The sequence below is a fragment of the Paractinoplanes globisporus DSM 43857 genome (assembly GCF_000379645.1).
In the GTDB taxonomy this organism is placed as follows: Bacteria; Actinomycetota; Actinomycetes; order Mycobacteriales; family Micromonosporaceae; genus Actinoplanes; species Actinoplanes globisporus.
This window is the reverse complement of record NZ_KB903334.1, coordinates 49,173-56,317: the sequence shown is the minus strand read 5'-3', so window position 1 is coordinate 56,317 and position 7,145 is coordinate 49,173. Positions and strand designations below refer to the sequence as shown.

General features: G+C 68.7%; 6 protein-coding genes. 5 read left to right on the top strand and 1 reads right to left on the bottom strand.

The window, feature by feature from the left end; genetic code table 11:
* A partial coding sequence (locus A3CQ_RS0141085) for a hypothetical protein (protein ID WP_026206771.1) occupies positions 1-276 on the top strand: 276 nt, incomplete at its 5' end.
* A gap of 5 nt (positions 277-281) precedes the next feature.
* On the opposite strand, the gene A3CQ_RS0141080 is transcribed toward A3CQ_RS0141085, so the two are convergent.
* Entirely contained in the window at positions 282-2,186 is a 1,905-nt protein-coding gene (locus tag A3CQ_RS0141080; protein WP_020516802.1) for an APC family permease, read from the bottom strand.
* 252 nt (positions 2,187-2,438) lie between these two features.
* Between A3CQ_RS0141080 and kdpF the strand changes: the two genes are divergently transcribed.
* Genes kdpF through A3CQ_RS0141055 form a run of 4 tightly spaced genes read left to right on the top strand, consistent with a single transcriptional unit; the run spans position 2,439 to position 7,144 of the window.
* A complete protein-coding gene (gene kdpF, locus A3CQ_RS55840; protein ID WP_020516801.1) occupies positions 2,439-2,528 on the top strand; it encodes a K(+)-transporting ATPase subunit F in 90 nt (29 codons plus the stop codon).
* The gene (gene kdpA, locus A3CQ_RS0141065) at positions 2,528-4,174 is read left to right on the top strand and encodes a potassium-transporting ATPase subunit KdpA (RefSeq protein WP_020516800.1); all 1,647 of its coding nucleotides are present in this window, start codon (positions 2,528-2,530) and stop codon (positions 4,172-4,174) included. Before kdpF ends, kdpA begins: the two co-directional genes overlap by 1 nt.
* The gene (gene kdpB / locus A3CQ_RS0141060; protein WP_020516799.1) at positions 4,171-6,285 is read left to right on the top strand and encodes a potassium-transporting ATPase subunit KdpB; all 2,115 of its coding nucleotides are present in this window, start codon (positions 4,171-4,173) and stop codon (positions 6,283-6,285) included. Before kdpA ends, kdpB begins: the two co-directional genes overlap by 4 nt.
* A gap of 4 nt (positions 6,286-6,289) precedes the next feature.
* Positions 6,290-7,144: a potassium-transporting ATPase subunit C gene (locus A3CQ_RS0141055; RefSeq protein WP_020516798.1), complete on the top strand. Its 855-nt coding sequence runs from the start codon at positions 6,290-6,292 to the stop codon at positions 7,142-7,144.
* The last annotated feature ends 1 nt before the right edge of the window (position 7,145 follow it).

The window sequence follows — 7,145 nt, the reverse complement described above, 5'->3', positions numbered from 1 at the left end:
GCCGTGCTGGGCGCCGGCGACGGCTTCTACTACGAGGGCTTCCTGCGGGCCGACGCCGCGCCGCCGGTCTACGACGACGCCTCGCTGCGCCACCTGTGGCGATCGTCGGCCCGGCTGCTCGGCTGGGACTACGCCGCGACGAAGAGCGCGGCGAACGGCTCGGCGAACGGCTCGGCGAACGGCTCGGCGAACGGCTCGGCGAACGGCTCGGCGAACGGCTCGGCGAACGGCTCGGCGAACGGCTCGGCGAAGAATGCCGTGAAGCCGGCGGCCTGAGGAGCTCAGCCGACGTGGACGTGCGGGCGCCGCTGCCGATCGGGCTCGGCCTGCCGGAGGATCTCCCGGGTCACCGGGGCCACCTCACCCTGCCCGAAGATCAGGTAGCGGATCACGTTCGCGAACGGGTTGCCCTCGGTCCACTCGAAGTAGATGTGCGGCCGCCGGTGCGAGGTGTCGCGGATCCACAGCAGCAGCGCCGCGAGCGCGCTCGGCACCGACGAGCTGGCCAGCGAGAGCACCCGGTACCGGTGGTGCATGACCTCCCCCCGTACGTGCAGATCGGTCTCGAAATCGGAGGCGTCGGTGACGGTGACCTCGACGAAGATGACGTCACGGTCATCGGCCATGTCGTTGTCGGCCAGGATCTGGGCGATCTTGTCGCTGTACTCGCGGGCATCGCGGCGGTCCGGCTCGTTGGCGACGAGCCGGATCTGCCGGCGGCCGCACTCGCGCAGGAAGCCCAGGGCGACCTCGTCGGCGTCGATGTGGCTGACCCGCAGCTCGAAGGCGCGATAGATCCGGGAGAGCAGCGAGACCACGAGGATCGCACCGATGAAACAGGCCGCGATCTTCACGCCGTCCGGCCGCTCGGCGACGTTGGCGACGGTGGTGTACGCGAAGATCAGCGCGATGATCCCGAACGCGATCCGGCGACCCTTCTGCCCGCGATGGTGGGCGGAGAGGGTCACCGCCGTCGCGGCCGAGGTGATCACCACGAGGACGCCGGTGGCGTAGGCGCCGCCCTGCGCGTCCACGTCCGCGTCGAAGATCCAGGTGATGAGGAACGCGATACCCGTGAAGACCAGCACCATCGGGCGCACGGCCCGGGCCCAGGACGGCGCCATGCCGAACCGCGGCAGGTAGCGCGGCACCAGGTTGAGCAGGCCGGCCATGGCCGAGGCGCCGGCGAACCAGAGAATGGCGATCGTCGAGACGTCGTAGACCGTGCCGAAGCCGCTGCCCAGGTTCTGGTGGGCGAGGTAGGCCAGGGCGCGGCCGTTCGCCGGGCCGCCGGGCTCGAACGCCTCCTGCGGGATGAGCACGGTGGTGACCAGGCTGCTGGTGATCAGGAAGACGCTCATGATCCCGGCGGCCGTGGTGAGCAGCTGCTTCGCGCCGCGGATGCGGGCCGGCAGGTCGCCCTTGATGTGCGGCATGACCGCCACCCCGGTCTCGAAGCCGGAGAGGCCGAGCGCCAGCTTGGGGAAGACGATCAGCGCGATGCCGACCACGAGCAGCGGATTCCCGTGCTGCTGGGTGAGCGCGTCGGTCCAGTTCCCGACGGCGGACGCGTGGGTGATCACCTGCCAGAGCCCGTCGCCGACCACCACGACGTTGAGCGCGAGATAGACGCCGACCAGCCCGACCGCGATCCCGATCGCCTCGGTGAAGCCCTTGAGGAAGACGCCGCCGAGCAGGGCGACGAGCAGCAGCGTGATGATCACCTCGTGCCCGCGCAGGGACGAGGGCAGGAACGGGTTCTCGTCGATGTGGGCGGTGGCGTCGGCCGCCGACAGGGTGATCGTGATGATGAAGTCGGTGGCCGCGAAGCCCAGCAGCACCAGGACGAACAGCTTGCCCTTCCAGAACGAGAGCAGCTTGACCAGCATCGCGATCGAGCCCTCGCCGTTCGGGCTGTCGGCCGCCACCCGGCGGTAGACCGGCAGCGCGCCGAGCAGCGTGACCAGCACCAGCACGAGCGTGGCGATCGGCGAGAGCACGCCGGCCGCGAGCGCGGCGATGCCCGGTTGGTAGCCCAGGGTGGAGAAGTAGTCCACGCCGGTGAGGCACATGACCTTCCACCACGAGTGCGGCTTCTCACCGGGCTGGCTGTGCGGACCTTCGTGGTGCTCCGCTGATTCGTTCAGTCCGGAGAGCAGCCAGTTCCGGAACTCTGTCGCGGTCACGCGGCCGATGTTTTCACCCGGTCAGCGGCTCCGGCCAAGATCGCGCGTCAAAAGCGTGTGAAAAAACGGTGGCGGCTCGTATGCACCGCATTAACACCCCTGTTCGCTTGGCGACGACCGAGATTCGCTGCAACAGCAACGCGAAAACCCCTACGTCCAGGAGCCGAATCTCATGGCTGATCTCGTGTTCGTCGTGCTCACGGTGGTGCTGTTCGCAGCGCTGACCGTGCTGATCCGGGCGGTCGAACGCTGGTGAGCGCCGTCAACCTCATCGGTGGAATCGTCGCCGTCCTGCTGGCCGCCTTCCTGGTGGCCGCACTCCTGTTCCCGGAGAAGTTCTGATGGCCGGCTGGCTCTTCGTCATCACGCTGCTGCTCGCGCTGGTCGCGGTGCACAGACCGTTCGGTGACTACATGTACAAGGTCGTGTCCGGGCGGCGTAACAACGTCGTGGAACGCGGCATCTACCGGCTCGTCGGGGTCGACCCGAGCGCCGAGCAGACCTGGGGTGTCTACGCCCGCAGCGTGCTCGCGTTCTCGGCGGTCTCGATCCTTTTCCTCTACCTGTTCCTCCGGATCCAGGACAAGCTCTGGCTGTCGCTCGGGTTCGCCGGGGTGCCGACGCACATCGCCTGGAACACGGCGGTCAGCTTCGTCACCAACACCAACTGGCAGGCGTACTCCGGCGAGTCGACCATGGGCCACCTGGTGCAGATGGCCGGCCTCGCGGTGCAGAACTTCGTCTCGGCGAGCGTCGGCATCGCCGTGGCGGTCGCCCTCATCCGCGGCTTCGCCGGCCGTAAGACCGGGACGCTGGGCAACTTCTGGGTCGACCTGACCCGGATCACGCTGCGCGTCCTGCTGCCGATCTGTGTGCTGGCCACGCTGGTCTTCATGATCGCCGGGATGGTGCAGAACCTCTCCGGCGGCACCGACGTGACCACGCTGACCGGCGCCACCCAGCACATCACCGGCGGCCCCGTGGCCAGCCAGGAGGCGATCAAGGAGCTCGGCACCAACGGCGGCGGCTTCTACAACGTCAACTCGGCGCACCCGTTCGAGAACCCGACGGCCTGGACGAACTGGCTGCAGATCTTCCTGATCCTCGTGATCCCGTTCAGCCTGCCCCGGGTGTTCGGCCGGATGGTCGGACAGTTGCGCCAGGGCTACGCGATCGTCGCGGTCATGGCGGTGCTCGCCATCGCCAGCATCGCGTTGACGGTCGGCTTCGAGGTCCACGGCGCCGGCACGGTGCCGCAGGCGGTCGGCGCCGCCATGGAGGGCAAGGAGGTGCGGTTCGGGATACCGAACTCGGCCACCTTCGCCTCGGCGACCACGCTCACCTCGACCGGCGCGGTGGACTCGTTCCACGACTCGTACACGGCCTTCGGCGGCATGATGCCGATGATCAACATGATGCTCGGCGAGGTCGCGCCCGGCGGCGTCGGATCGGGCCTCTACGGCCTGCTCATCCTCGCGGTGATCACGGTCTTCGTGGCCGGCCTCATGGTCGGGCGCACGCCCGAGTACATCGGCAAGAAGATCGGTGCCCGGGAGATGAAGCTGGCCTCGCTGTACTTCCTGGTCACCCCGGCACTCGTGCTGATCGGCACGGCGGCGGCCTTCGCCACCGGAAACAATTCGACGGCGCTCAACGTCGGACCGCACGGCCTCTCCGAGGTCCTGTACGCCTTCACCAGCGCCGCCAACAACAACGGCTCGGCCTTCGCCGGTATCACGGTCAACACGCCGTGGTGGGACACCGCGCTCGGCCTGGCCATGCTCATCGGCCGTTTCCTGCCGCTGGTGCTGGTGCTGGCCCTGGCCGGCTCGCTCGCCCGGCAGAAGCCGGTTCCCGAGTCCGAGGGCACCTTGCCTACTCACAAACCCCTGTTCGTCGGAATGGTCGTCGGCGTCACCGTCGTGCTCGTCGCCCTGACCTTCCTCCCTGCTCTCGCTCTCGGACCTATTGCGGAAGGCCTGTCATGACGTTGCTAGCCGAGAAGCCGGCAACCCCGTCGAAGTCGTCGGCCGTCAAGGGCGGCCTGCTCGACCCCCAGCAGCTGTGGAAGTCGCTGCCGGGCGCGCTGGTCAAGCTCGACCCGCGCACCCTGTGGCGCAACCCGGTCATGTTCATCGTCGAGGTCGGTGCGGTCTTCACCACCGTGCTGTCCATCGTGGACCCGAGCGCGCTGGGCTGGATCATCACGGTCTGGCTCTGGCTCACGGTCGTCTTCGCCAACCTGGCCGAGGCGGTCGCCGAGGGCCGGGGCAAGGCGCAGGCCGCCGCGCTGCGGGCCGCCAAGCAGGACGCGGTCGCCCGGCTGCTCAGGGACGGCCGCGAGGTTGCCATCCCGGCGACCGAGCTCAAGCTGGGCGACATCGTGGTGGCCGAGGCCGGCGACCTCATCCCCGGTGACGGCGATGTCATCGAGGGCATCGCCAGCGTCGACGAGTCGGCGATCACCGGCGAGTCGGCACCGGTCATCCGGGAGTCGGGCGGCGACCGCTCGGCCGTCACCGGCGGCACGAAGGTGCTCTCCGATCGGATCGTCATCAAGATCACCCAGAGGCCCGGCGAAAGCTTCGTCGACCGGATGATCGCCCTGGTCGAGGGGGCCAACCGGCAGAAGACCCCGAACGAGATCGCGCTGAACATCCTGCTCGCCGCGCTCACGATCATCTTCCTGCTGTCGGTCGTCACCCTGCAGCCGCTGGCCATCTTCTCGAAGGCGTACAACGCGGCGGCGCCGGACACCACGACGATCAACCAGCACGGCGTCTCCGGCATCGTGCTGGTCTCACTGATCGTCTGTCTCATTCCGACCACGATCGGCGCCCTGCTCAGCGCGATCGGCATCGCCGGCATGGACCGGCTGGTGCAGCGCAACGTGCTGGCCATGTCGGGCCGCGCGGTCGAGGCGGCCGGCGACGTGAACACGCTGCTGCTCGACAAGACCGGCACGATCACGCTGGGCAACCGGCAGGCGTCCGAGTTCGTCCCTGTGGAAGGAGTCGACGCGCTACGGCTGGCCGACGCGGCCCAGCTGTCCAGCCTCGCCGACGAGACACCCGAGGGCCGCTCGGTGGTCGTGCTCGCCAAGAACGAGCACGGCCTGCGCGAACGGGAGCCCGGCCTGATGACCGACGCGACGTTCGTGCCGTTCACGGCCCAGACCCGGATGAGCGGCGTGGACATCGGCGCGCGGCAGATCCGCAAGGGTGCCGCGGCCGCGGTGATGAAGTGGGTCCGGGAGAACGGCGGGCACCCGACCGAGCAGGTCGGCGAGATCGTCGACATGATCAGCGCGACCGGCGGCACCCCGCTGGTGGTGGCCGAGCACGTCGACGGTCAGCCGGCTCAGGCGCTGGGTGTCATCCACCTCAAGGACGTGGTCAAGTCCGGCATGCGGGCGCGCTTCGACGAGATGCGCGCGATGGGCATCCGTACCGTGATGATCACCGGCGACAACCCGCGCACCGCCAAGGCGATCGCCGACGAGGCCGGGGTCGACGACTTCCTGGCCGAGGCCACGCCCGAGGACAAGCTCGCCTACATCCGCAAGGAGCAGGAGGGCGGCCGGCTGGTCGCGATGACCGGCGACGGCACCAACGACGCGCCGGCGCTGGCCCAGGCGGACGTCGGCGTGGCCATGAACACCGGCACGTCGGCCGCGAAAGAGGCCGGCAACATGGTCGACCTCGACTCCGACCCGACCAAGCTGATCGAGATCGTGGAGATCGGCAAGCAGTTGCTGATCACGCGCGGCGCGCTGACCACCTTCTCGATCACCAACGACATCGCCAAGTACTTCGCCATCATCCCGGCGATGTTCGCGGCGGTGTACCCGGGCCTCGACCAGCTGAACGTGATGCGGCTGCACTCGCCGGGCTCGGCGATCCTGTCCGCGGTCATCTTCAACGCGCTGATCATCGTGGCGCTGATCCCGCTGGCGCTGCGCGGCGTGCGGTACAAGCCGTCGAGCGCGAGCGCGCTGCTGCGCCGCAACCTGTGGATCTACGGCCTGGGCGGGGCGATCATCCCGTTCATCGGCATCAAGCTCATCGACCTGCTCGTTCAGTTCATTCCGGGGATCTGAGGACATGAGACTCCCAGCCTGGCTTGCCCAGCACATCGCGGCGCTGCGCGCGCTGCTCGTCATGACCGTCCTTCTCGGACTGGCCTACCCACTCGTGATGGTCGCGGTCGGGAGGATTCCCGGCCTGTCCGACAAGGCGGACGGCTCGCTGGTCGCCCACGGCAGCTCGCTGATCGGGCAGGCGTTCACCGACAAGGACGGCAACCCCGTCGCCAAGTACTTCCAGAGCCGGCCGTCCGCGGCCGGTGACGGGTACGACCCCACATCAACCTCCGCCAGCAACCTCGGGCCGGAGAGCGTGGTCGACACGCTCTCCGACAACCCGGACGACGCCAAGCAGAGCCTGCTGACCCAGGTCTGCGCACGCAGCCTCGCGATCGGCAAGCTCGAGGGCGTCGACGGCAGCCGGCCGTACTGCACCTCCGACGGTGTCGGGGCGGTCCTCGCGGTGTTCTACCGCGACGGGCTCACCGGCCCGATCACCCGGGTCGTCTCGGTCAACCAGACCGGCACGCCGTTCCTCGCCAGCTACAAGGGCGTGACGGTCGAGCCGGCCAAGAACGGCGAGGACTACGTCGCCGAGGGCGGCGTGATCACCCCGATCCGGGGCAACGCGCCGGCCAAGCCGGTGGTCCCGTCCGACGCGGTCACCGCGAGCGCGAGCGGCCTCGACCCGGACATCTCCCCGGCGTACGCGAATCTGCAGGCCCCTCGCATCGCCCGGGAACGGTCGATGACGCTGGACCAGGTACAGAAGCTGATCAAGGAGCACACTGACGGACGGGCGCTCGGCTTCATGGGCGAGCCCGGAGTCAACGTGCTGGAGCTCAACATGGCTCTCGACGCAACCGGAAACTGAG